Genomic DNA, 22,289 nt, shown 5'->3' with positions numbered 1-22,289 from the left:
GGACAGAGCATGGTGCTTGACGTCGATTTCGTGCGGGCGCAGTTTCCCGCCTTTGAGGTGCCGATCCTTCAGGGTCAGGCGTTCTTCGAAAACGCTGGCGGGTCGTACACGTCGCGTTTCGTCATTGATCGGCTGACGCGATTTTATCGCGAACGCAAGGTACAGCCTTATGCGCCCTACGAGGCGAGCCGGCTTGGCGGCGAAGAGATGGACGAAGCGCGCGCGCGCCTGGCGGCGATGCTCGGGGTGGAGACGGACGAGTTGAGCTTTGGGCCGTCGACGACGCAGAACACCTATGTGCTGGCGCAGGCGTTCCGCCAGTGGCTGTCGCCAGGCGAGGCGATCGTGGTCACCGACCAGGACCATGAGGCCAATTCCGGGCCCTGGCGACGGCTGGCAGAGGACGGCGTCGAGATCAGGGAATGGAAGATTGACCCTGAGACCGGGCATCTCGAACCTGCGCGTCTTGAACAGTTGCTGGACGAAACCGTGCGGCTGGTCTGCTTCCCGCATTGCTCGAACGTGGTGGGAGAGGTGAACCCGGTGACCGAGATCACTGCCATGGCCCACGCCGCCGGTGCCTTCGTCTGTGTCGATGGCGTCTCTTATGCGCCGCACGGGTTCCCGAATGTGGGCGAGCTGGGACCGGATATCTATTTGTTCTCATCCTACAAGACCTACGGGCCGCACCAGGGGATCATGGTGATCCGCCGCGCCCTGGGCGAGCAACTGCCGAACCAGGGGCACTTTTTCAACGCCGGCACGCTTTACAAGCGGTTTACCCCGGCGGGACCGGATCATGCCCAGGTGGCGGCCTGCGCGGGCATGGCGGATTACGTCGATCTGCTGGCCGGGCATCATGGCATTGCCGGAAATGCGGCGGCGCGGACGGCGGCGGTGCATGACCTGATGCGGACGCATGAAACCCGGCTGTTGCAGCCGTTGCTGGACTATCTCAAGGCGAAAAATTCGGTGCGGCTGCTTGGACCCGCTGATGCGGACGCGCGGGCACCGACGGTGGCGATCGAACTTGACGAGCCGGGCGAGGCGGTCGCAGCGCGACTTGCCGGGCACGGCGTCATGGCCGGCGGCGGTGACTTCTACGCCGTTCGGGCGCTGGAGGCGATGAAGGTTGATCCGGCGAAGGGTGTTTTGCGTATGAGTTTCACGCATTACACGACGGAGGCCGAAGTGCAGCAGCTGATCGACGCGCTCGAGACAGAGCTTTGACATCCATCCTCTGGTTTCGCCGCGATTTGCGGCTGAGCGACAACCGGGCGCTGGCAGCGGCCTGTGCCGCGGGGCCGGTGGTGCCGGTCTTCATCCGCGACGCACGGGTCGACGCGTTGGGCGCGGCGGCGAAATGGCGTCTGGAGGTCGGGCTGGAAAAACTGGCCGCGGCGCTGGAACAAAGGGGCAGCCGTTTGATTCTGCGTGCGGGTCCTGCGCTGGAGGTGCTTGATGGGCTTGTCGCGGAAACAGGCGCGCGGGCGGTGCATTGGCACCGGCTCTATGACCCGCAGGCAATTGACCGCGACAAAAAAATCAAGACCGCCCTCAAGGCGAAGGACGTCTCGGCGGAGAGCCATCCCGGGCACCTGCTGAACGAGCCCTGGACGGTCGAGACCGGCAGTGGCAGCTTCTACAAGGTCTATACGCCGTTCTGGAAGGCGGTGCGGGATCGCGATCCCGGCGCGAGCTTGTCGGAGCCCGGGCAAATAGCGGCGCCGGAGCGCTGGCCGGACCGCGAGGCGCTGTCCGACTGGCAGCTGAGCCGGGCGATGCGCCGGGGACGCGATATCGTCGCCGGTCATCACGCGCCGGGCGAAGCCGCGGCGCAGGACCGGCTGGCGGGTTTTGTCGAGGCGGGGCTCGAGCGCTATGGCGAAGGTCGCAACGATGTGGCCGGGGATGGCACCTCGCGGCTGTCAGACTATCTCGCGCTTGGCGAGTTGTCGCCACGACAGGCCTGGGAGGCGGCACGGCGGCGCGTGGAAGAGGGCTCGAAAGGCGCCGAAGGGTTCTTGCGTCAGCTGATCTGGCGCGACTTCGCCTATCACCTAATGTATCACACGCCGCATCTTCTGAGCGACAACTGGCGCGACGGCTGGGACGAATTCGGTTGGCAAACCGATCCTGGTAGCGATGACGTGCTGGCCTGGAAGCAGGGCCGCACCGGGGTGGATTTCGTCGATGCGGCGATGCGTGAGATGTACGTGACCGGAAGGATGCACAACCGCACCCGGATGATCGTGGCCTCTTACCTGACCAAGCACATGCTGGTGCACTGGAAGGTGGGGCTCGACTGGTTTGCCGACTGCCTGACCGACTGGGATCCGGCGAACAACGCGATGGGCTGGCAATGGGTCGCGGGCTCGGGGCCCGACGCGGCCCCTTATTTCCGGGTCTTCAATCCCGATACCCAGGCTGAGAAGTTCGACCCTGATGGCGTCTATCGCCGCCGCTGGCTTGCCGAGGGACAAGCCAGCCCGCCGCGGACGGCGCTGCAGTTCTTCGAGGCGGTGCCGGAACGCTGGGGGCTGGCCCCGGACGATCCGCGCCCGGCGCCGATCGTGTCGCTGGCCGAGGGGCGGACACGGGCGCTGGCGGCGTATGAGCGCCTGAAATCAGGGCAGTAAAGGAAATTCTTGCGGTAAACGCGGCACCGGCCTAGCCTCATCGGAAACGTGATGAGGGATGGGGAGATGGTTCTGACGTCGACAGAGGGCCAGCAGGGCCTGCCGCGGTATTTCGCGAATGTGTTCGACATCGCGGCGCGGATGCCGGTAGGACGGCTGGATTTCGTACTACCGGATGGCCGGCGATTCCGGGCGGAAGGCAGGACGCCGGGCCGGGTGGCGGAGGTAGAGATCCACAGCAGCGACGTGTTTACGCGGCTCATTCGCGAGGGCGAACTTGGGTTATGCGACGCCTATCTCGAAGGCGACTGGAGCACGCCGGACCTGCAAGCCTTCCTAGACCTGCTGAATTCCGGCAACGAGGAGCTTTACCGCGGTTTTCCCGGCCAGGGCATCCTGCGCGCAATCGAACGCTTCCGGCATTGGATGAATTCGAACACCAAAGAACAAGCGCGGGAAAACATCTCGTACCACTACGATCTCGGCAACGAATTCTACGCGCTGTGGCTGGACGAGACGATGACCTATTCCAGTGCCCTGTTCGAGACCGGGCAGGAGAGCCTGGCGGCGGCGCAGACCGCGAAATATGCTGCCCTTGTCGACCAGATGGGGCTGGCGCCCGGCGACCACGTGCTTGAGATCGGTTGCGGCTGGGGCGGGTTCGCCGAATATGCTGCCGGCGAGCGGGGGCTGCGGGTCACAGGGCTGACGATCAGCGAAGAACAGTTGAAGTTTGCTCGGGAACGCATTGAAAAAGCAGGGCTTTCAGATCGCGTCGACCTGAAAATGCAGGATTACCGTGACGAAACGGGGCGCTTCGATGGTATCGCCAGCATCGAGATGTTCGAGGCTGTCGGCGAGAAATACTGGCCGGTGTATTTTCAGAAGGTGCGCGACTGCCTGAAGCCTGATGCCAAGGCGGCGCTGCAGATCATCACCATCGACGAGCGGCGGTTCGAGGTCTATCGCAAAGGCGTGGATTTCATCCAGAAATACATCTTCCCCGGCGGTATGCTGCCATCGAAGACGGCGTTGCAGGCCGAGGTGGTGAAGGCGGGACTGGCCGTCGAGAAGATGCGCGGGTTTGGTGAGAGCTACTCTCAGACGCTGCGGCGCTGGCACGAAAGTTTCAACGATCACTGGGACCGGATCAGTGCCATGGGCTTCGACGAACGCTTCCGTCGGATGTGGAATTTCTACCTGACCTCTTGCGCCGCCTCGTTCCATGGGGGTAACTGCGATGTAGTGCAGATAACGGTGAGCAATCCGGGAACGACCTGATGCCGACAATGTCGAAACTCGCAGCGGCGGTGTGTTACGCCATTCTGGCCTGGGTGGTTTCCGGCATGGTGATCGAGGTGATGCCGGAGCGCGAGGAGTGGGGCAATTTCCAACCCTTCAACGCGTTGATCGGTCTTCTGGTGGGGTGGTTCGTCGTTGGTCGGCGGTTGCGGGTCGACTACGTCACCGCGATGGGGATCGGCTTCACCGGCATGGCCGCCGCGTTGTTCTGGGTGCTTTTCGCGCATGCCTTCAACGAGATGCTGGCGTTGGCTCTGGCACGGCGATTTGACGGCCCGGTCGAGGCGATCGTGTCGATCTTTAAGCTGGGGATCGAGTACGCCGCCAATCTGGCGTATCCGCATATTGTCGCGACGCTGGTGCTAGGCGGCATGTTGTCGGGCGTGATTGCGGAATATGTCGATCGTCGGTGGTCGTGAAGATCGACGCGCAAGCTGCTGAGAAATAATGGTAAACGTTTTTCTCTATGGGACGCTGAGGCACCCTGGTCTGCTGGCGCTGGTGGCCGGTCGGGAGGTGGAGGCGCTGGCGCCCGAGCCGGCGGAACTTGCCGGGTACCGGGTAAGCCGGGCCGCGGGAGAGGATTTTCCGCTGATCGAGGCGGCGCCGGGCGGTCGGACCGACGGGCTGTTGTTGCGAAACCTGTCGGGCACGGTACTGGAACGGCTCGATTTCTACGAACTGAGCTTCGGCTATGAGTTGCGGGATGTGACCGTTGCAGTCGGCGATACAGAAGTGGCGGCACGAGTCTACTTTCCACGCCCGGGCCTGTGGCAAGCGGACGGGCCGTTTTCGCTCGAGGATTGGGTGCGCGCGCACTGGCCGTTGACCCGCCACGCGGCGAGCGAACTGATGAGTTACTTCGGGAGGCTGAGCGACGTCGAGGCGGCGGCACGGTTTCGCATGATCCGGGCTCGCGCCGCGGCTGCGCTGATGGCCGAGCGCGAGGAGACCCCTTGTGACGTGCGGAGCGGCCTGGGGCTGGGCGAGGTCGAGGTCGAAACCGAAACGTCCAGCCATATCGGGTACTTTCTGCTCAAAACCGTTGGATTTCGCCATACCCAGTTCGACGGGGAGATGAGTGCGCGGTTGGAGCGCGAGGTCTTCGTTGCCGCCGACGCCGCGACGGTGTTGCCCTACGATCCGGTGCGCGACCGGGTGTTGCTGGTCGAGCAGTTCCGCATGGGGCCGTTCGGACGCGGCGACAGACACCCCTGGCAGCTGGAGCCGATTGCCGGGCGGATCGACGGTGGCGAGGACGCCGAAACCTGCTGCTATCGCGAGGCCGAGGAAGAGACCGGGCTGCGTCTGAAGGGGCTGGAGCGGATCGCCCGGTATTACAGCACGCCAGGCTATTCCTCTGAGGTGCTGCATGCCTTTGTCGGCTTTGCCGATCTGCCCGATGAAGCTGCGCGGCTGGGCGGGGCGGAGGACGAGCACGAGGATATCCGCAGTCATATCCTCGACTTTGCCGCGGCGATGCGACTGATCGAGACCGGCGAGGCCAACAACGGCCCGCTGATTGTGTCGCTTCTGTGGCTGGCACGCGAACGTGATCGGCTGAGGGCGGCGGCGGGCGCTTGAGTTCCCCCGATCGAGCGCCTACACGTGGAAGGGCTGAAAACGCGCCGAAGGATGCTGCCGATGACCACCGCCCAATTCGCTGCCGATCTTGCCCAGGCCGTCGGCAACACGCCGCTGATCAAGCTGCGCAAGGTCAGCGACGCGACCGGCTGCACCATCCTCGGCAAGGCCGAATTCCTGAACCCGGGCCAATCGGTCAAGGATCGCGCCGCGCTGTGGATCATCCGAGACGCGGTAGCGCGCGGCGCGCTCAAGCCCGGCGGCACCATCGTCGAAGGCACGGCGGGCAACACTGGTATCGGGCTGGCGCTGGTCGGCGCGTCGATGGGGTTCAAGACGGTGATCGTGATCCCCGACACCCAGAGCCAGGAAAAGAAGGACATGCTGCGGCTGGCCGGCGCCGAGCTGGTCGAAGTGCCCGCGGCGCCGTATCGCAATCCCAACAATTTCGTGCATTATTCACGCCGCCTTGCCGAAGCGCTGGCGCGGGACACCAATGAGGGCGTTGTCTGGGCCAACCAGTTCGACAACGTCGCCAACCGGCAGGCCCATATCGACGGCACCGGGCCGGAAATCTGGGAACAGACCGGCGGCAAGGTGGATGGCTTCATCTGCGCCGTGGGCTCGGGCGGCACGTTCGCCGGTGTCGGCATGGCGCTGCAGCCCAAGGGGGTGAAAATCGGCCTTGCCGATCCGATGGGGGCTGGCCTCTACAGCTACTACACCACTGGCGAGATTGCGATGGAGGGTTCGTCCATTGCAGAAGGTATCGGCCAGGTGCGGATCACCAAGAATCTCGAAGGCTTTACCCCAGATTATGCCTACCAGATCCCGGACGAGGACGCGCTTCCATATGTCTTCGACCTGCTGGCGGAAGAGGGGCTGTGCCTGGGCGGCTCGTCGGGAATCAATGTTGCCGGCGCGGTGCGGATGGCGCACGAGATGGGCCCGGGCCACACCATCGTGACGGTGCTCTGTGATTATGGAACCCGCTATCAGTCCAAGTTGTTCAACCCGGCCTTTCTCAAGGAGAAAAACTTGCCTGTGCCGGACTGGATGGACCGAGAGCCGCGTGAGCTACCAACGGTGTTCGAGGACTCCTGATCGTGATGCGTGCATTCGTTTTCTGGGTCTTTCTGGCCTTCGGGATGGCGGTGTCGAGCCTGTCAGCGCAGACGCTGACAGCTACCGATTACGAAAGCTGGGCCCGAACCGCCCAGCGGGCTGAAGAGGCGATTGAGGCCGGTCGGGCTTCGGACACCGCGATGCGGGGGTTGCGGGCCGAGCTGGCCAAGTGGCGGACGCGCTTTACCGAAGCACAATCACTGAACGCCAAGACCATTCAATCGGTCGAGGCGCAGATCAAGGCTTTGGGACCGCCACCGGAAGAAGGAAGCGAACCCGAGGATATCGCAACCCAACGGCAGCAGTTGAATACGCGATTGGCGGAGTTGACGGCGCCAGGCAAAACCGCCGAGGTGGCTTACTCAAGGGCGACGACTCTGATTTTCGCCATCGATGACATCCTGCGGGAACGCGAAACCGAGGCACTGCTCGAGCGCGGGCCGAGTCCGCTCAACCCTGCACTATGGGCGCGCGGCTGGTCGTCCTTGGTGCAATCCTTGCTCAGCACGCGTTCCGAGCTGGCCAATGCCTGGCGCAACCCCAACCAGAGGGCGGAATTCCAGGATAGCCTACCGACGATCCTGTTTCTGGTTTCGATCGGGCTGGTTCTTTTGCTTCTTGGGCGGCGCTGGGTACAGACGCTGACCTTGCGGGTTCAGTCCGGCGGGACGACACCGGCGCGCTGGCTTGCCGGGTTCGCACTTTCCCTGGGCCAGGTCGCGGTGCCGTTGGTCGGGCTCTATGCAATCGTGCAGGCAGGCTATGCGACCGGGCTGATCGGTCTCAGGATTGACCCGCTTTTAGCTGCGACACTGAATGCCGGCGCCGCGATCCTGATCGCGATGTGGCTTGGCGTTCGAGTCTTTCCAAAGGTCGTGACCGTGCCGCACACGATGCATCTTGCGCCCGAAAAGCTTCGCGAGGGACGGGTGGTCACGGGACTGGTGGGACTTGTGCTCGCAGCGAACGAGATTCTACGGGCGTTCGCGCGATACGATTCCTGGTCACAGGAAGCCCGGGCGGCGGTGTTCTTCCCCTTGATCGTCTTCGGGGGCGTTCTGATCTGGCGGTTGGGGACGCTGCTGCGGGCGAATGCGCGCACCAAACAGCAAGAGGCCGAGGGACACGATGAAGCGCTGAGCTATTCAGACCGGCTGTTCTGGCTGTTGGGGCAAGGGCTGAACGCGATGGCCTTTGTCGCGCCGCTGCTGGCCGCGGCCGGGTATTTCCGGGCGTCGCAGCGGGCGACATTCGCGCTGATGGAATCGCTCTTGCTGCTGGCTTTCTTGCTTGTTGTGCAGCGGTTGCTCGCCGAGCTCTACGTGCTGCTCCGGCGCCGCGAGGAAGCCCGCGAAGGGCTGGTGCCGGTGCTGGCCGGGATGGGGTTGATCTTGCTCGCGGCGCCACAGTTCGCGCTGATCTGGGGCGTCAGCGAGACCCAACTCGACGATCTGCGCCTGCGCGCGATGGAGGGACTCCGGATCGGCGAATCGACGATCACGCCCGGAGACTTTCTGACCTTCGCACTGGTCTTCGTCATTGGTTACACGATTACGCGGCTGCTGCAGGGCGCGCTGAAAAACACGGTTCTGCCGAAAACCAAGATGGACTCCGGTGCGCAAAACGCGCTCGTCTCGGGGGTGGGATATGTCGGCATCTTCCTTGCCGCGTTGGTCGCCATCACAACCGCGGGCATCGACCTGTCCTCGCTCGCCATCGTTGCCGGTGCGTTGTCGGTCGGGATCGGTTTCGGCCTGCAGAACATCGTGTCGAACTTCGTCTCGGGCATCATCCTGCTGATCGAACGGCCGATTTCCGAGGGCGACTGGATCGAAGTTGGTGGAGAGATGGGATATGTGCGCGACATCAGCGTGCGTTCGACCCGGATCGAGACCTTTGATCGGACCGACGTGATTGTGCCCAACGCGGATCTGGTCAGTGGCAGGGTGACCAACTTCACCCGTGGCAACACGGTCGGCCGGGTCATCGTGCCGGTCGGCGTGGCCTATGGCACCGACACCCGCAAGGTCGAGGCGATCCTGCGCGAGATCGCCGAGGCGCACCCTATGGTGCTGATGCATCCGCCGCCCAATGTCGTGTTTCAGGGGTTTGGCGCTGACTCGCTCGACTTCGAGATCCGTGCCATCCTGCGCGACGTCAACTGGGTGCTGAGCGTGAAATCGGACATGAACCACGAGATCGCCCGGCGCTTTATCGAAGAGGATATCGAGATCCCGTTCGCGCAGCGCGACATCTGGTTGCGCAATCCCGAGGCGTTGACCGCCGGGGTGACTCCGAAACCGGGCGCGGCCAAGGCGGAGACGCCGACGGGGATTGGGACCGGCCAATTGAGCGAGAGCGACTTCGCCGCAGGCGAGAGCGATAGCGAGGGAGGCGAGCGGTGAGCAGGATGCTGTTTCGCGACGACGCCTATCTGCGCCGGGCGATGGCTACGGTGACGGGCCACACGCCGGAGGGCGGGATCGTGATCGACGCGTCGGTCTTCTATCCCACGGGCGGCGGTCAGCCGGGCGATAGCGGCAGGATCGAATGGGAGGGCGGGGCGCTGGAGATAGCCACCACGGTCAAGGGGCAGGGCGACGAAATCGTGCTGGTCCCGTCCCAGCCGCTGGCGTTGCCGCCTGTTGGCACGGTGGTGCGTCAGGAGATCGACTGGGACCGCCGTCACCGCCACATGCGGGTGCACACCGCGCTGCATCTTCTGTCAGTCGTGCTGCCCCTGCCGGTGACCGGTGGGCAGATCGGAGCGGAAAAGGGCCGGCTCGATTTCGCTATGCCCGATCCGCCCGAAGACCGTCAGGCCGTGGAAGATGCGCTGAACAAACTCATCGATTGGGACCTTTTGGTGTCCGAGAGCTGGATCACCGATGCGGAACTGGAGGCCAATCCCGGGTTGGTGAAAACCATGTCGGTGCAGCCACCGCGCGGCGCGGGCCGAGTGCGGCTTGTCAGCATCGGGCAGGGCGATGATCAGATTGACCTGCAACCCTGCGGCGGCACCCACGTGGCGCGCACCGCCGAAATCGGCCGGGTACGCCTTGGCAAGGTCGAGAACAAGGGCAGACAGAATCGCCGGGTGCACATCCACCTCGACTGAGCGCGTTCCCGCCCAAAGCTCTGCGACACACGGTCCTGAACTCTTGCACGCCGCCGTTTGGACGGACAGATTTCTGAGACGGGCTGGACGCTGGCCGTCATGTCTGCCACGGGACGTCTCTGCCACGGAACGTCCGGACGGGAGGACAGGATGATGAACAGACGATTTGCGATATCTGCCGGGCTAGGCCTTTTGCTGGCCTTTTCAGGGTTCGGCACACCCGCATTCACCGAAGAGTCGGGCCGAAAAGGGTATCTTCGCGCTGTCTACAGCTGGCGCATTCCGGCGCTGCCGAATTGTGGCACCTCCGAGCCGTTTTCCACCGAGGTGCCGTTCGTGATCGAAGGCAATCGGATCAAGGGGCTCTACGACATTGAGGACGTCAAGGACCAGCCGCCCCGGGTGTTGCCTCTGCCGGAGGACCCGACGGACCCCTGGCTCGAAGATGTTTTCGCCATGCCCGAAACCCCGTCGCAAGAAATCGACTATTCTTATACCTGCGGCGCCTGCAAGGTGTCGGGCAGCATCGTGATTCACAAGTTGCGCGGTAAAGTCGTGATCCTCGCCGGAGAGCCATCGTTGCGGTTCAGCCTGACCTATTCCAACCCCTTATGCAAAGTGGACTGCGGCAGTTATGGGTTCAATTGCCGCGACACCGAGAAGGTGATCGACATGTTTGTGACACCGGTCGAAGACGGCTACGTCGTGGATCGGCCCCAGAACATGATTTTCAAGTACCTGGTGCGGCTGGAGTGACACCGGTGACCTGCGCCGCCCGCTCGGTCACGAGATAGGGCGCGTGTCATTGAATTCGCGCCATTCCCTCTTGCGGCGCCCCCGCGTTATTGGATAAACCCGGCGGCGGAGCGGTGGCCGAGTGGTCGAAGGCGCACGCCTGGAAAGTGTGTAGGCGGGAAACCGTCTCGAGGGTTCGAATCCCTTCCGCTCCGCCACCGACCCCGGTCTCTTCCTGTTCATTCCTTTTCCTCGGTAATTTCTGCCGTGTTTCCGCGGGTTAGCGGGGCGTTGGCCTTGCGTAGACGCACCTTTTGCGGCGCGATCTTACGATTTCTACCCGCCGTCTCTTTTTGGCGTTTGGCGGGGTTCGGTTTTCTCGGGTTTTCCGTGGAAACAGGGAATTTACAGGGAAATGTGGTTTTCCGAGGGTGAATTCGGCCAGTTTGCCCCTGAAACACTAAACTTTCCCAGTGGGTTAGAAGCGATTTCCCTGTTCCGAATGAACAGGGAATTTTTCCGCACCTATCAGGGAAACCGTTCGCCACAAACAGGGAACCACTCCCACTCAACAGGGACCAGCTCTGTACCCGCGTCACATCCCGACGAGACGTTCCTGCTCACCCCAATCGAGAGGCAGCGGTCGTGCGATCAGGCGTTTGGTTGTGATCTCAGGCGGCAGGGTTCCCTCGAGGATCGCCACCTGGATCTTCGGCGCGAGGAAGGCCAGCGGCGCGCGGGTGCGGATGTAGGACTCTGAATGACCTTCGCGGCGGGCGATCTCGCCAAGGGGTGTTCCAGAGCGAAGGGTGGCTGCCCAGCGGTGGGCGTTGGCGAGCGTGCGTATGAGGGTCGCATCCGGCTTCGGCTTTGTCTCACCGGCGATGATCCTCATCTCGGCCCCGCGGCGGCGGCAGGTGAACGGGGCTGATATGGAGAGAAGGTCCGGGTTCAAGGTGCCGGCAGCGTACCCCAGTGCCTGGCCAAGAGATTTAGGTTCAAGGCCGACTTCGATGGCACCACGCGCGATGTGTCCGGTGGCGATGAACCCGACAGCGGTTCCGATCCCTTCTGACCGGATCGTAGCTACCAGAGTTCTGGCCAATGCGGTGACGCGCATTGCTCCCGCAGTGTCATCCGTCACAACGACAGCGTGCCGGGAAGCGCATACCTCCAGGTGGTCCGCCACGATGCGGGCAACCGCCGCCTCGAAGGCTGCAGCAGGCAGCCGCCAGCCAGCGGGATCGGCGCCACCCGCAATAAGACGGTGGGAGACGTAGTAACGATGGCGACGCGCCCCTCGCGTGGTGTGCGTGGGCGTGAGAAGATCGCCGGTCTCGTCCCGAAACAGCCCCTTGAGGGGGGTGGGGCTCTTTGTTGCTCCGGGTGTCCTACCTCTACGCCGGCGGGTGCTGGCCGATTCCAGTCTTGCCTGCACCCTGTTCCAGAGGTCCTCATCGATGATCGCGGGATGGGTGCCGGGGAACGTCTTGTCCTTGTGGCGGATCATCCCACGATAGACCGGGTTGGTGAGGATCTTGTGGATTTGGCCGCGACTGAACGGGCCGCCCCCCTGTTCCCGTCCACTGGCGAAGACCCGGTGCTTTGATCGAAGACCGAGGCGCGCGGCTTCCCTGGCGGTGGCGTTGAGACATCCCTGCGCGAGGTAGAGTTCGAACAGCTGATGCACCACCTGCGCCTCCGCTTCGTTCACCACCAGCTCGCGGCGGGTGCGGTCAGGATGGGGATCATATCCAAGCGGCGCAAGACCACCCATCCAGAGCCCCTTCTTCTTGGAGGCTGCGATCTTGTCGCGGATCCGCTCGGCCGTGACTTCGCGTTCGAACTGGGCGAAGGACAACAGCACGTTCAGCGTCAACCGGCCCATGGAGGAGGAGGTGTTGAAGGCCTGGGTGACCGAGACGAAGGAACAACTCGCTGCTTCCAGGTGTTCTACCAGCTTGGCAAAATCCACCAGCGACCGTGTCAGACGATCGATCTTGTAGACCACCACCATGTCGATGCGACCCGCATCGATATCGGCCATGAGCCTCCGCAGGGCAGGGCGCTCCAGTGTACCGCCCGAGACACCGCCGTCATCATAGCGCGCGGGCAGGAGCTTCCATCCTTCATGCTTCTGGCTGGCAATGTAGGCGGCGCAGGCTTCGTGCTGGGCATCGAGCGAGTTGAAATCCTGGTCGAGCCCTTCGTCGGAAGACTTCCGGGTATAGATTGCACAGCGGATCCGGGTATTGCTCATGCGTTGGTCTTTCGGTTCAGGCCAAAGAAGCGCGGTCCAGACCAACGGGCGCCGGTGATCTTGCGTGCGATGGCGGAGAGCGAGCGGTGACACTGCCCGTTCCAGAGGAACCCGTCCTCTGTCACATCGACCACATGGGTCTTGCCGTTCCACTCCCGTATGAGGCGGCCGCCCGGGCGGAGGGACGAGGTCTTCGACCTGTTCTTGTTACCGGCTGCCATCCACAGGCGTGCCTCGAACTCCTTCGGCAATCCGCCGTAACGGCGCGCCTGCAGGTCGAAGGCCAGGAACCGCCTCAGGAACGGCTGGCTCAATCCCTTGGGGACCGGAGTTCCCTCGATCGCCGCCCAAGAAGCCTTCAGGGCTGCACGGTCCATCGTCTCGAAGTCCTCGATCGGGGGTGATTTGGGCATGTGTCTCTCCAGTGGCTGGAGGCGGCGGTGCGCTGCCTCGGTACCGGAGAAAGCCCGACGTGCAGTGCGGGCATGGTGACAGGAACGCTCTCATGCGGGCGGAAGTCCAGTCCGCACGATATGTTGTGGTGAATTGCACATAACACACTTCCCATGGAGATATGTTCGTGGTATGTTTTAATTTTAGCGACTCGCCGCCAGGCCCGTCGCTTCGAAGATGGACTGACCAGAGAGGACCGTTCCCTGCCGCGAGGCAGTGGCGTCCAGACTGTCAGTCTGAGCGTCCGCCCTCCGCCAGGATAGCGGGTTCCCCTCATCAAACTCTTAGCGCCATCAGGCGCAACTGAACCCGAAAATGCGTCCCGTTGGACGCTCAGGCGAAAGGCAGAATGATGGCTGACAACACGATCGAACAGATAGCTCCGGACGACCTTGTTCCATGGAGCCGGAACGCGCGGACCCATTCGAAGAAACAGCTGAGGCAGATCGCGGACAGCATCGAGAGGTTCGGCTTCACGAACCCTGTTTTGATCGACCGTGCCAACCGGATCCTGGCCGGGCATGGCCGCGTCGCGGCGGCGCAGTTGCTGGGAATGGCGACGGTGCCATGTCTGCGGTTCGAGCATATGAGCAAGACGGAAAAACGGGCATATGTGCTGGCGGACAACAAGCTGGCGCTGAATGCCGGCTGGGATGAAGACATTCTGGCGGCAGAACTGGGGGCGCTTCTCGAAAGCCCCGACCTCGACTTTGATATCGGGGTCACGGGGTTCTCCGTCGCAGAGATCGATCTCTGTCTGGAATAGGCGGCGCCGGAAGAACCGGGGAACCCGGGTGATGAGGTTGTCATCGTCAACGCGCCGCAGCGGTGCCGGGAAGGTGATCTCTGGCAACTTGGCGAGCATCGCCTGATCTGCGGCAACGCACTCGATTCTGACGTGGTGAACACGCTTATGTCAGGAGAGAAGGCACGCATGGTCTTCTCGGACCCGCCCTATAACGTGCCCATCGACGGTCACGTCGGCAACTCCGGCAGGGTACAGCACCGCGAGTTTGCGATGGCATCGGGAGAGATGAGCTCGGGTGAGTTCACCGACTTCCTCAGGACCGCGTTCCGGAACATGGCCGATCACAGTGTCGACGGCGCCATCCACTTCCTGTGCATGGACTGGCGGCACATAGCAGAGATGCTGGCGGCCGGGCAGGGCGTCTATTCCGAGCTCAAGAACCTGATCATCTGGGTGAAGGACAATGGTGGGATGGGCACGTTCTACCGCTCGCGCCACGAACTGATCTTCGCCTTCAAGGTTGGCGCGGCCGGGCATGTGAACAGCTTTGAGCTGGGCCAGCACGGACGCTATCGCACCAATGTCTGGCAACATAAAGGCGTCAACACGATGCGGGCCGGGCGGATGGACGAGCTTGCGATGCATCCCACCGTGAAGCCCGTGCAGATGATCGCGGATGCCATCAAGGATGTGTCGGGTCGCGGGGAGATCGTGCTCGACCTCTTCGGCGGATCGGGCTCGACGTTGATTGCGGCGGAAAAGACCGGGCGCCATGCGCGTCTTGCCGAGCTTGATCCGATCTATTGCGATCGCATTCTCGCCCGTTGGGAGGCCTGGGCAAAGGACGATGCCGAACAGTTGGTCTGTGGCTGGACGCCGCCAACCAATGCGAAATTGGAGGCGGCGGAATGAGCAAGAAACGCGAGACCGGCACGTCTTTGACCGCCCGACCGGGGTATGACGTGGGGTATGCCAAACCACCGAAGTCCTCCCAGTTCAAGCCCGGTCAGTCAGGCAATCCCCGTGGCCGGCCGAAGGGCGCGAAGAACAAGCGCCCGGGTCTTCACGAAGAGCGTCTGAAGGATATCATCCTGGACGAAGCCTATCGGGGGATTGCCGTGCGTGATGGGGACCGCAACGTAACTTTGCCAATGGCACAGGCTGTCGTCCGCTCGATCGCGGTGAATGCGGCGAAGGGCCAGCACCGCGCGCAGCGGCTCTTCGCGGAGATGCTTGCCGGCACAGAGAGCTCGCGGAAGGTGTTGAACGACCAGTGGCTGGATACCGCCATTGGTTACAAGGTCGAATGGGACAAGGAGTTGCGTCGGCGAGAAGCGCTCGGGAGTACCGACCTGCCGGAGCCGATCCCACATCCGGACCATGTCGAGATCGACTTCGACAAGGGGACCGCGCACATTATTGGGCCCATGACGAAGGAGGAGAAGGCCGAGTTCGATGACCTGGTTGCGAACAAGCACCTTCTCATTGAGGATCTTCGGGATATCAATGCAGCCAGGGAAAACACGTCTGATCCAAAGGAGCTTCGCAAGCTGGAGAGGGAATGGGATGATAAGCTCAACCTGATCGCGCTGATCAACAGGCTGTCTCCTAAAACAGAAATGGAACAGTGAGCGGGGCCTCGCGAACGTCTAGTTTGTGCGGGAAGTGTGAATTCGCTGCGAGTGCGAGCCGATCAGGTCGCAAGGCCGATACAGACATTCAGACCGCGCCGAAGCCGGGTTTCATTCTGCGCTGCCGCATGATCGCTTTGAGCCCTCCCTACCTGATGCTGCGCAAGTTGCGAATGGCGGCATTTAATAAGTTGAAGAACGCAGGATGGCAGTGTTCTGAACGTCATGTAGATACTACAAAAGTTCGCACGAGAACCTACGACTTCGACGGTCAACTCCGTCGCTTGCTCTGCAAAAGCCGGTGCAGGCCGGTTGGATTCAACCACCCAGAAGTGGAGCCACTCAATATGTCCTGATTGACCCGCTCCACTATACTGAATGGCTGTAAAGGCTGGCTGATCTTTCCAGATGTGCCTGCATAATTTTCTTTGCGTCTTCCGGTGCGCCAGCCTCAATCGCGTCGACGATTTCAAGATGTTCGCGCAGGGTGGCGTCTTCGTTTCCTGTCCATCTCAGAAGGTGGACATGAAAGGTCGACAGCCAGTTCAGCATTGCTTCGCTCAATGCGACATAGATTGGGTTGCCTGAGATCTCTGCAATCTGGCGATGAAAATCGATATCCGCATAAATGTAGTCCTGTGCGCGGCCCTCGGCCAACTTGGCGCGCTGAATTTCAACAAGCTTGCGAAGCGCCATGATATCGTCGGTGTTTGCCTGCCGTGCAGCAATATCAACCATCCCGCCCTCGAACATGATGCGCGCTTTTTTGAGATGCTCGAGATATTCGGCAGAGTCCGACAGCAAGAGCTGGGCCACGAAATCCATGCTGCGCACCGCGGTGGTTGCTTCAATCTCGTTGACACGCGCCCGACCGCCCTGCGCGACCGATATCAGGCCAGCGTCGTGCAACCGTTGCATGGCCTCGCGCACCGCCGGTCGACCGACGCCGAACTCGTCCATCAGTTCACGTTCCGATGGCATCTTTGAGCCCGGGCGAAACACACCCGACGCGATTCTCTCCTGCAATCGCTCGAGAACCTGATCGGACAAACGTTGACGCGTGATCTTGCCGCGCCCGTCCGCATGGTGCGTGGAATTATCCATCTGACAGCCTTTCTCAAGTGATGCGGCGAATGCTCTCTTCGATTTCGTCGGGCTCGAAGACCTTGAGCCAATCGTCTTTCAGGATACGTGGATAACCATTGGTGATCGCCTTGTTGCAAGCATCCGAGAAGACGCCGTCGATTTCCTCCATGATCACCGCCCCCAGGATCGTCATATGACCTAAGAGGAAATCGCGGGCAGCCGTCTTATCAATACCCCGCCGAACAACTTCATCCAAAGCGTCTTTCATCGCGACAAGCAGCGTCGCACACACAGTTTCGGACAGCCCGGGTTCCAACAGTGCCATCTGCTCGACGGTGACCCGGTGAGACCGCAAGATCGGTTGATAGATTGTCTTGGCGATCGTTTCACCCACTTCATAATGCTCTTCCGGCCCTTGCATCAGGGCGCTGACGATCGACTGACGCGCCGCAATCCCGCCGAAGTAATCTTTCCGGGCGTCCGGATCGGTTTCGTCGTTGAAGATCGGCGGATGGCAGGGATGGGTGACGAAATAGGTGATATCCGCACGTTCGGGCAAATGACCGGCAGCGGGCGCCGCCGCATCCAGGATCACCACGATGGTTCCCGGATCCAGGTCATCGATCAACCCGGCACACACCTTGCCGATCAGCGTATCCGGCACTGCCAGGATCACGGCGGAAGAGCCGTCGAGCGCTTGTGCCATTGGCACGCAGTCTGCGCCCACGGCCTCTTTCAGGCGTGCCTGCCCGGCATCGCTGACCTCGACATGAGCGACCTCGTAGTCTGACTTCGCGAGATTGAGGGAAAGGCGAACGCCCATTTTGCCGCCTGCACCAATGAGTGCGATTTTCATGATTTGACTCCGCCATAGACATATTGATCTTGTCCAGTTATCACGTTATCAACTTGTATGACAAGTTAATAAGTCGCCAAAGGGCCGAGAGATGACACGTATATTTGCAGATTACGAACTGGAAAGCCCGGTTTCTCTGGAACGGGCCGCAGCGACGATTGCGGGTGAGCAATCCTCGGGAACGTTTGTGCGCTTGCCGAACGAGACTGACGATCTGCGATCCCGCTCGGGCGCGACGGTGGAGCAGATAGTGGTCGAGGACGTGCGCAAAACACCGTCGCTTCCCTGCCGGCTCGACAGCGACCGCTTTGAACGTGGCCGCATCAGGCTGTCCTGGCCGATTGAAACCATGGGTCCCTCGCTTCCAAACCTTCTGGCGACGGTTGCGGGCAATCTTTTCGAACTTGCCGAGGTGTCTGCGCTCAGGCTTTTGGATGTGACATTCCCCGATGCGTTTGCCACCGCGAACCCCGGACCTGCATTCGGGGTGGCCGGGACACGGGCGCTGACCGGAGTGGACACGGGTCCAATGATCGGCACGATCATTAAGCCGAGCGTCGGTCTGAACCCGACCCAAACTGCCGATCTTGTGGCGGATCTGGTCCGGGGCGGCATCGACTTCATCAAGGACGACGAATTGCAGGCCAACGGGCCAGCCTGCCCGCTTGAAGAACGGGTCCAAGCCGTGATGCGGGTGGTGAACCGCGACGCGGACAGGACCGGAAAGAAGGCCATGGTTGCCTTCAACATCACCGGCGACATTGACGAAATGAAACGCGGACACGACATCGTTCGGGACGCGGGCGGTACTTGCATCATGGTTTCGATGCATTGTGTCGGGCTGGCGGGAATGCTGGCATTGCGCCGACACAGCGATTTGCCGATCCACGCGCACCGGGCCGGTTGGGGCTTGTATTCAAGGTCACCGGACATCGGGATCAGCTATGTCGCCTGGCAAAAATTCTGGCGGCTGGCCGGGGCGGATCACCTGCATGTCAACGGGCTCAGCAACAAGTTTTCCGAACCGGATGACAGCGTTCAGGCCTCTGCCCGCGCCGTTCTGTCGCCGCTTTTCGAAAATGGACAGGGGCTTGAGGCCATGCCGGTTTTTTCATCCGGGCAAACAGCCCTGCAATTGCCGGGCAGCATCGCCGCAGCGGGATCGCAGGACTTCCTGATCTGTGCAGGCGGCGGCATCATGGGTCATCCCGGCGGCGTTGCGGGCGGGGTCGAGAGCATGCGACAAGCGGCAGATGCCGTCGCGAGTGGCCAGTCCCTGGGCGACTACGCGCAGGATCATCCGGCATTGGCCAAGGCCCTGGAAACATTCGGCGGGCGTGTCGGCTGATGCTTGAACTCAGTTACTACGGCGATGATTTCACCGGCTCCACAGACGTATTGGAGGCACTGTCCGGAAACGGCATTCCCACGGTCCTATTCACCCGAATCCCGACCGACGCACAGTTGGCCCAGTTCTCTGATGTTCGAGCCGTTGGCCTGGCCGGTGAAAGCCGCAGCCGATCGCCCGAATGGATGGATGCACATCTTCCCGCAGCCTTTGAGTGGCTGAAATCCCTTGAAGCGCGCCACTGCCACTACAAGGTCTGTTCGACCTTTGACAGCGCCCCGAACATCGGGTCGATTGGCCGCGCCGCAGAACTCGGCATGGCGGTGTTCGGCCAGACATTCCTGAATGTCGTCATCGGCGCGCCCGAACTTCGGCGCTACACACTATTCGGGACGCTTTTCGCCAGCTATCAGGACAAAGTGTACCGCATCGACCGACACCCGGTTATGAGCCGTCACCCAGCCACCCCCATGGCCGAGGCTGACCTTCGACGCCATCTGTCAGACCAGACAACGATGCAGGTGGGCGGTATCGACCCGGATGCGGCCCTCGGTGTTTCAGACCTCGAAGCCCTGCGCAATGGTCGTGCCGCGGGGGACCGCATTTCAATCATCGATGTCTACGACGACGCGTCGCAGGCGCGCGCGGGCGCCCTGATCGAAGACGCATTGTCGGAAACCGGGTCGTACGTGGTGGGGTCTTCCGGTGTCGAATACGCGCTTCTCGAGGCCTGGCGGGATGCAGGCATTGTCGATCCGGCGACTGATATACCGGTCCTCGACCGCAAGGACGTGATCGCTATTGTCTCAGGCAGTTGCTCGCCGACAACAGAGCGGCAAATACAGACGGCCTTGCGGAACGGCTTTGTAGGCGTGGCCGTCGATTACAAGGCACTGGCCCATGGTCAAGGTGCCGAAGACGCGATGGAAAAAGCGTTCACGCAAGCCGACGCCGCAATCCGACTCGGCCATAGCCCAATTCTCTACACCGCGCTTGGGGCACCCGCCGAAGCGCAACCGGCAGCATCAAATGACAAGGTCGGTCGCGCACTTGGCAGGCTACTTCAAAACCTGATGGATGCACACCCGATCGATCGGGTTGGCGTGGCGGGCGGGGACACGTCCAGCCATGCACTCTCGGCGCTCGACACCTTTGCACTCACGCTCAGACGGCCCTTGCCGGACACGCCCGGCTCTCCTGTCTGCGTCGCGCACCGAGACGGCCAGTCCACCTTCGAAATCGCACTAAAGGGCGGGCAAGTCGGCTCCGACGAATATTTCGTCAATCTTCGCGATGGATTGTAACTTGGCAACCTGCGCAGCTCGCACCCCAAGCGCTTTTTGGGTGGACCCGGTCGAAAGTCAAAAGCCGACGAATGGACCGAAACAGATGTTTTGGCATCGGGACGCCCGGGCAGCCCCCGTAATGACCAAAACCATGAGATATGTGATGTCAGCACTCATTGTTCGACTGGTTGCTGAAAGAAGCCGTTCAGAGCGGGGTCGTCAATGGCCGCTCAGTCCGCTCTCCAGACCTCCAGCGAGGTCCAGATCGTGCACCTGCAGCTAACGGCCGCTTTAACGGGCCGCACCGCAGCATCTTATGGGCAAGTCGTAGGTCCGCAATGGGCCGTGCTCGACGTTGGCCCCTTAGACGATTTCAAGGATTCCTCTGCATCGCCGCATGACCGCTAGGAGCCCAAACCAGAACAGCCCAGCGACCATGTTTCAGTATATGGCACCGACTTGGACCTCCTATTCCGGCAGGCCGGCAAGCCTCAGCCCGTCAATGACCGCCTCTCGGTAGGGAGGGTGTTCGATGTTGATCACCTGCATGATGTCGGTGATCGTGGCGGGGACGCCCAAGGCCTCGTATTCCATGACCAGCCACTCGGCGTCGTCCAGCCGTCCCATATGACCATATGTTGCGATCAGGATCCGCAGGGCATTCTGGAGTCTCGGGTTGCGCTGGAGGAGTTCAGTTAGCGCAGCCTCTGCTGCTTCGTAGTCGCCGAGGTAGAAGTTGGCCAGTCCAAGCGGCATATAGTACCAATACGGGGGAACGGGATTGCGCGCGAAAGCTTCCGCCATGGTGTTCAGCCCATCCTCTGCCTGTCCATTGGCCACCTGCACGATCGCGTAAAAAGCGTAAGCGTCCGTGTAGTTTGGGTCGAGTTCGATGGCCCGCTCGAACTCGGCGCTGGCCCCTGCAAGGTCCGCGATGAAACCTCGGGACAAAAGCCGTCCAAGCGCGAAATGAGCAAAGGGCAGATCGGGTGACAGGGCCACCGCCCGTTCCGCATGCAGCACCGCCCTCGCCAAGGTGTTCGTCACATCGCTTGTCCAGCCGTACTCGGCTCGCATGCTGAGTACGATCGAAAGTTGCGCGTGGGCTGCGGCATAATCTGGGTCACGTCGGATGGCCTCGGCAAAGGCCTCTTCCGCTTGTTCATTTTGGCTCGCGGTCAGGAAGCCGGCCAGCTCTTTGCCCCGAAGGTAATTGTCAAAGGCATCGACATCGCGCGTGCCCCGAACTCCCAGGCGTTCACGCTCTTGCTGGGACAGACGGACCGACAACACACGCACGAGTTCGGAGAGGACCGTCTCGTGGAAATCGAACACATCCGCTTCGGCCCCCGCATAGCTGTCAGCCCAGATGTTTTCGCCGTTCGCGCCGTCGATTAGCGCTGCCGTGATCCGTAGGGTCTGACCCTCGCGGCGCACACTACCGTCCACAAGGTAGGACACTCGCAATTCCCGGGCGACCTGTCGCGGATCGCTCGCACTCTGCGCGACCGAGAAGGACGCTGCGCGCGACACGACCCTAAGATCGGCGATCCTCGAGAGATTTACGATGAGCTCCTCGGCGAGGCCGTTGGAATAGTAGGCCTGCCCGGCAATGCCGCTGAGGTTCTCGAAAGGCAGAACGGCGATCGACTGGACCTCCGATGCGGCCTGCTGGCGAGGCGTGAGCAATAGCGCCGAAAGCGCGAGAGCAGCTAAGATGGCCAGAACGGCGATCCGGACTGTCGTGAGCAGCGACGGGCGACGTGGCCGCGCGAGCGACACATCTAGGCGGTAGCCCTGTTTCGGCACAGTGCGCAGGAGAGCACCCGCCTCCGGACCAAGTGCTTTCCGGATCTCCGAGATGCACTGGACGAGGCTGTCGTCGGTCACGTGGGTGTCCGCCCAGACCCGTTCCATAAGGCTGTCCTTCGAGACGAGCTCCCCGGCCTGTTCGCTCAGAACCGACAAAACGCGGAGCGATTGCGGGCGCAAGGACACCAAATTCCCGTCAGGGTCATGCAGCTCAAGTGGTCGCTGATGAAAACGAAAACCTTCAATATCAATAATTTGATCCGATTTCGGCATTTTTCGTGGCCGCTTTCGTGACTTTCGCTGTCG

19 protein-coding genes and 1 tRNA gene are annotated in these 22,289 nt (G+C 61.8%); 15 read left to right on the top strand and 5 right to left on the bottom strand.

Features of this window, described 5'->3' with window-relative positions; translation table 11 throughout:
• The first annotated feature begins 9 nt into the window (after positions 1-9).
• The 10 genes from NO357_RS03650 to NO357_RS03605 all read left to right on the top strand — a co-directional run bounded on the left by NO357_RS03650 (position 10) and on the right by NO357_RS03605 (position 10,721).
• Positions 10-1,230: an aminotransferase class V-fold PLP-dependent enzyme gene (locus NO357_RS03650; RefSeq protein ID WP_306734249.1), complete on the top strand. Its 1,221-nt coding sequence runs from the start codon at positions 10-12 to the stop codon at positions 1,228-1,230.
• The gene (locus NO357_RS03645; RefSeq protein ID WP_306734248.1) at positions 1,227-2,639 is read left to right on the top strand and encodes a cryptochrome/photolyase family protein; all 1,413 of its coding nucleotides are present in this window, start codon (positions 1,227-1,229) and stop codon (positions 2,637-2,639) included. Before NO357_RS03650 ends, NO357_RS03645 begins: the two co-directional genes overlap by 4 nt.
• A 66-nt stretch (positions 2,640-2,705) precedes the next feature.
• Positions 2,706-3,920, top strand: a complete 1,215-nt coding sequence (locus tag NO357_RS03640) for an SAM-dependent methyltransferase (protein ID WP_306734247.1) — start codon at positions 2,706-2,708, stop codon at positions 3,918-3,920.
• 8 nt (positions 3,921-3,928) lie between these two features.
• Positions 3,929-4,360 (top strand): TrgA family protein, encoded by a 432-nt coding sequence (locus NO357_RS03635; RefSeq protein ID WP_306734246.1) that lies wholly within the window; start codon positions 3,929-3,931, stop codon positions 4,358-4,360.
• A gap of 28 nt (positions 4,361-4,388) precedes the next feature.
• Positions 4,389-5,525 (top strand): NUDIX domain-containing protein, encoded by a 1,137-nt coding sequence (locus NO357_RS03630; protein ID WP_306734245.1) that lies wholly within the window; start codon positions 4,389-4,391, stop codon positions 5,523-5,525.
• Between the two features lie 60 nt (positions 5,526-5,585).
• Positions 5,586-6,629 carry a cysteine synthase A gene (locus tag NO357_RS03625; protein WP_306734244.1) on the top strand — a complete coding sequence of 348 codons (1,044 nt, stop codon included), beginning with the start codon at positions 5,586-5,588 and terminating at the stop codon, positions 6,627-6,629.
• Between the two features lie 5 nt (positions 6,630-6,634).
• Complete coding sequence (locus NO357_RS03620; protein WP_306734243.1) at positions 6,635-9,055, top strand: DUF3772 domain-containing protein; 2,421 nt, start codon at positions 6,635-6,637, stop codon at positions 9,053-9,055.
• Positions 9,052-9,768 carry an alanyl-tRNA editing protein gene (locus tag NO357_RS03615; protein ID WP_306734242.1) on the top strand — a complete coding sequence of 239 codons (717 nt, stop codon included), beginning with the start codon at positions 9,052-9,054 and terminating at the stop codon, positions 9,766-9,768. The genes NO357_RS03620 and NO357_RS03615 overlap by 4 nt, the downstream gene beginning before the upstream one ends.
• A 153-nt stretch (positions 9,769-9,921) precedes the next feature.
• Positions 9,922-10,524, top strand: a complete 603-nt coding sequence (locus tag NO357_RS03610) for a hypothetical protein (RefSeq protein WP_306734241.1) — start codon at positions 9,922-9,924, stop codon at positions 10,522-10,524.
• 107 nt (positions 10,525-10,631) lie between these two features.
• Positions 10,632-10,721, top strand: a tRNA-Ser gene (locus NO357_RS03605).
• Between the two features lie 377 nt (positions 10,722-11,098).
• On the opposite strand, the gene NO357_RS03600 is transcribed toward NO357_RS03605, so the two are convergent.
• Together NO357_RS03600 and NO357_RS03595 are read right to left on the bottom strand one after the other, a co-directional pair.
• On the bottom strand, positions 11,099-12,763 hold the full coding sequence (locus NO357_RS03600) for a recombinase family protein (RefSeq protein ID WP_306734240.1): 1,665 nt from the start codon (positions 12,761-12,763) through the stop codon (positions 11,099-11,101).
• Positions 12,760-13,176: a DUF2924 domain-containing protein gene (locus NO357_RS03595; protein ID WP_306734239.1), complete on the bottom strand. Its 417-nt coding sequence runs from the start codon at positions 13,174-13,176 to the stop codon at positions 12,760-12,762. The genes NO357_RS03600 and NO357_RS03595 overlap by 4 nt, the downstream gene beginning before the upstream one ends.
• A gap of 392 nt (positions 13,177-13,568) precedes the next feature.
• On the opposite strand from NO357_RS03595, the gene NO357_RS03590 reads away from it, so the two are divergent.
• The 3 genes from NO357_RS03590 (at position 13,569) to NO357_RS03580 (ending at position 15,595) form a co-directional block, all read left to right on the top strand.
• Positions 13,569-13,982: a ParB/Srx family N-terminal domain-containing protein gene (locus NO357_RS03590; RefSeq protein ID WP_306734238.1), complete on the top strand. Its 414-nt coding sequence runs from the start codon at positions 13,569-13,571 to the stop codon at positions 13,980-13,982.
• Between the two features lie 168 nt (positions 13,983-14,150).
• Positions 14,151-14,876: a DNA-methyltransferase gene (locus NO357_RS03585; RefSeq protein WP_306734237.1), complete on the top strand. Its 726-nt coding sequence runs from the start codon at positions 14,151-14,153 to the stop codon at positions 14,874-14,876.
• The gene (locus NO357_RS03580; RefSeq protein ID WP_306734236.1) at positions 14,873-15,595 is read left to right on the top strand and encodes a DUF5681 domain-containing protein; all 723 of its coding nucleotides are present in this window, start codon (positions 14,873-14,875) and stop codon (positions 15,593-15,595) included. Before NO357_RS03585 ends, NO357_RS03580 begins: the two co-directional genes overlap by 4 nt.
• 369 nt (positions 15,596-15,964) lie before the next feature.
• Here the strand turns inward: NO357_RS03580 and nanR are convergent, their stop codons facing one another.
• A complete protein-coding gene (gene nanR, locus NO357_RS03575; protein WP_306734235.1) occupies positions 15,965-16,699 on the bottom strand; it encodes a transcriptional regulator NanR in 735 nt (244 codons plus the stop codon).
• A gap of 13 nt (positions 16,700-16,712) precedes the next feature.
• A complete protein-coding gene (locus NO357_RS03570) occupies positions 16,713-17,537 on the bottom strand; it encodes a phosphogluconate dehydrogenase C-terminal domain-containing protein (protein ID WP_306734234.1) in 825 nt (274 codons plus the stop codon).
• A 91-nt stretch (positions 17,538-17,628) separates the two neighbouring features.
• Between NO357_RS03570 and NO357_RS03565 the strand changes: the two genes are divergently transcribed.
• Together NO357_RS03565 and NO357_RS03560 are read left to right on the top strand one after the other, a co-directional pair.
• Positions 17,629-18,885 (top strand): ribulose-bisphosphate carboxylase large subunit family protein, encoded by a 1,257-nt coding sequence (locus NO357_RS03565; RefSeq protein ID WP_306734233.1) that lies wholly within the window; start codon positions 17,629-17,631, stop codon positions 18,883-18,885.
• Positions 18,885-20,189 carry a four-carbon acid sugar kinase family protein gene (locus NO357_RS03560; protein ID WP_306734232.1) on the top strand — a complete coding sequence of 435 codons (1,305 nt, stop codon included), beginning with the start codon at positions 18,885-18,887 and terminating at the stop codon, positions 20,187-20,189. Before NO357_RS03565 ends, NO357_RS03560 begins: the two co-directional genes overlap by 1 nt.
• Positions 20,190-20,639: 450 nt before the next feature.
• Here the strand turns inward: NO357_RS03560 and NO357_RS03555 are convergent, their stop codons facing one another.
• Positions 20,640-22,256, bottom strand: coding sequence for a winged helix-turn-helix domain-containing protein (locus NO357_RS03555; protein ID WP_306734231.1), 1,617 nt, complete (start codon positions 22,254-22,256; stop codon positions 20,640-20,642).
• Positions 22,257-22,289: the final 33 nt, after the last annotated feature.

The organism is Marimonas arenosa, assembly GCF_030848945.1.
Taxonomy (GTDB): Bacteria; Pseudomonadota; Alphaproteobacteria; order Rhodobacterales; family Rhodobacteraceae; genus Marimonas; species Marimonas arenosa.
Note: the sequence above shows the minus strand (reverse complement) of the source record. Positions and strands in the feature narration are given on the sequence as shown.

Excerpts from the sequence above, each read along its gene's own strand:
- NO357_RS03650 (WP_306734249.1), top strand. The coding sequence starts at position 10 with ATGGTGCTTGACGTCGATTTCGTGCGGGCGCAGTTTCCCGCCTTTGAG.
- NO357_RS03640 (WP_306734247.1), top strand. The coding sequence starts at position 2,706 with ATGGTTCTGACGTCGACAGAGGGCCAGCAGGGCCTGCCGCGGTATTTC.
- NO357_RS03635 (WP_306734246.1), top strand. The coding sequence starts at position 3,929 with ATGTCGAAACTCGCAGCGGCGGTGTGTTACGCCATTCTGGCCTGGGTG.
- NO357_RS03630 (WP_306734245.1), top strand. The coding sequence starts at position 4,389 with ATGGTAAACGTTTTTCTCTATGGGACGCTGAGGCACCCTGGTCTGCTG.
- NO357_RS03625 (WP_306734244.1), top strand. The coding sequence starts at position 5,586 with ATGACCACCGCCCAATTCGCTGCCGATCTTGCCCAGGCCGTCGGCAAC.
- NO357_RS03620 (WP_306734243.1), top strand. The coding sequence starts at position 6,635 with ATGCGTGCATTCGTTTTCTGGGTCTTTCTGGCCTTCGGGATGGCGGTG.
- NO357_RS03610 (WP_306734241.1), top strand. The coding sequence starts at position 9,922 with ATGAACAGACGATTTGCGATATCTGCCGGGCTAGGCCTTTTGCTGGCC.
- NO357_RS03600 (WP_306734240.1), bottom strand. The coding sequence starts at position 12,763 with ATGAGCAATACCCGGATCCGCTGTGCAATCTATACCCGGAAGTCTTCC.
- NO357_RS03595 (WP_306734239.1), bottom strand. The coding sequence starts at position 13,176 with ATGCCCAAATCACCCCCGATCGAGGACTTCGAGACGATGGACCGTGCA.
- NO357_RS03590 (WP_306734238.1), top strand. The coding sequence starts at position 13,569 with ATGGCTGACAACACGATCGAACAGATAGCTCCGGACGACCTTGTTCCA.
- NO357_RS03585 (WP_306734237.1), top strand. The coding sequence starts at position 14,151 with ATGGTCTTCTCGGACCCGCCCTATAACGTGCCCATCGACGGTCACGTC.
- NO357_RS03580 (WP_306734236.1), top strand. The coding sequence starts at position 14,873 with ATGAGCAAGAAACGCGAGACCGGCACGTCTTTGACCGCCCGACCGGGG.
- nanR (WP_306734235.1), bottom strand. The coding sequence starts at position 16,699 with ATGGATAATTCCACGCACCATGCGGACGGGCGCGGCAAGATCACGCGT.
- NO357_RS03570 (WP_306734234.1), bottom strand. The coding sequence starts at position 17,537 with ATGAAAATCGCACTCATTGGTGCAGGCGGCAAAATGGGCGTTCGCCTT.
- NO357_RS03565 (WP_306734233.1), top strand. The coding sequence starts at position 17,629 with ATGACACGTATATTTGCAGATTACGAACTGGAAAGCCCGGTTTCTCTG.
- NO357_RS03560 (WP_306734232.1), top strand. The coding sequence starts at position 18,885 with ATGCTTGAACTCAGTTACTACGGCGATGATTTCACCGGCTCCACAGAC.
- NO357_RS03555 (WP_306734231.1), bottom strand. The coding sequence starts at position 22,256 with ATGCCGAAATCGGATCAAATTATTGATATTGAAGGTTTTCGTTTTCAT.